Here is a 1,472-nt window from a genome sequence, read left to right on the forward strand (position 1 = left end):
ACGTCCCGGCCGTCCGGCGGTTCCGGGCGCGGCAGACGGCCGGTGATCATCGCCTCGGCCGCGGTGGCGGCCATCGTGGTCGCCGGGGTGACCGTCGCGCTCACGCTGAAGGACGGCGGCGCGGACGACAAGGGCGGCGGCGCCGACGCCTCGGCGTCCGCGTCCCACCGGGCCGGCTACCGCCCGCCGGACCACACGCGGCGGATCGACAAGAGCGAGTGCACCGACCCGCAGGAGTCGTGGCAGGACTCGGCCAAGATCGAGCTGCCCGACTTCCGGTACAAGGACATCGACTCCGTGAAGGAGTGCCTCCAGGCCGCGGGCTGGAAGTGGACCATCGACCACAACGACGACAACACCTGGGGCGAAGGGACCGTCCTGAAGCAGTTCCCCGCCCAGGGCGCCGATGTCGACCCGGACGACGTGGGCACCATCGAACTGAGCGTGTCGACGGGCAATCCCCCGCAGTAGCCGGCGGGCAGGGCACGGCCCGCGCACGCCGTACGGGCACGGGACATGACAGGGGCCCGGCGGTCGTCCGCCGGGCCCTTCCGTGTCGTGTCGGATCGTGCGGGTGCGTTCCGGGCGCGGGGTGCGCGGATTACAGGTACGGGCCGCCCGCGTGGTGCTCGTCGCCGCCCTCGTGGCCGGCCACCCCCGGCGGGAGCGCGCGGCGCATCTGCTCCAGCTGGGCCCGCGCGGCCATCTGCTGGGCGAACAGCGTCGTCTGGATCCCGTGGAAGAGGCCCTCCAGCCAGCCCACCAACTGCGCCTGCGCGATCCGCAGTTCCGCGTCGCTCGGAGTGGCGTCGTCGGTGAACGGCAGGGAGAGCCGCTCCAGTTCCTCGACCAGCTCGGGGGCCAGGCCGTCCTCCAGCTCCTTCACGGAGCTGGCGTGGATCTCCTTCAGCCGCACCCGGCTGGCCTCGTCGAGGGGAGCCGCCCGCACCTCCTCCAGCAGCTGCTTGATCATGCTGCCGATCCGCATGACCTTGGCCGGCTGCTCCACCTGCTCCGTCACCGGGGTCTCACGGGAGTCCTCGTCCCCGCCGCCGAGTGCCATCCCGTCCTGACCCACGACGAGGATCTGGGGATTCTCCGGCGACCGTTCGTTCCTCGGCATCTCCATGCCGCCATTCTCTCGCACGCCACCACCTCGTCACCGTGGTGCCCCCGCGTGGCGCGGATCCACCGGTTCGACCCGACGGCCCAATCCGGAATGCCCTTTTCGGGGCGGGATGTGAGGCTGGTTCCCGTCGGTTATCCATCAGTCACGACACCTGGGCTCCGGGAGGTCACCGACGTGACTCCACGCCTGCGACTCACGTTCCGCTGTCTGCGGCTGTCGGCCGTCCTCACGGCCGCGACGCTGCCGTGGTACGGCATCGCCGTCGTCCACGGCAGCCCGCCCGCGCACGCCGCCGAGCCGGGCCCGCCCGCGCGCTCCACCGGTTGTCGACGGCGTCCACGGT

General features: G+C 72.1%; 2 protein-coding genes. One reads left to right on the plus strand and one right to left on the minus strand.

What is annotated here, in order from left to right; translation table 11 throughout:
• Positions 1-471: PASTA domain-containing protein (locus H5J33_RS35025; RefSeq protein WP_181798683.1), on the plus strand; the 471-nt coding region annotated here is incomplete at its 5' end.
• 130 nt (positions 472-601) lie between these two features.
• On the opposite strand, the gene H5J33_RS35030 is transcribed toward H5J33_RS35025, so the two are convergent.
• Complete coding sequence (locus H5J33_RS35030) at positions 602-1,129, minus strand: bacterial proteasome activator family protein (protein ID WP_181798684.1); 528 nt, start codon at positions 1,127-1,129, stop codon at positions 602-604.
• Between the last annotated feature and the right edge of the window lie 343 nt (positions 1,130-1,472).

Origin of the sequence: Streptomyces sp. WELS2 (assembly GCF_013870595.1) — a bacterium.
GTDB lineage: Bacteria > Actinomycetota > Actinomycetes > Streptomycetales > Streptomycetaceae > Streptomyces.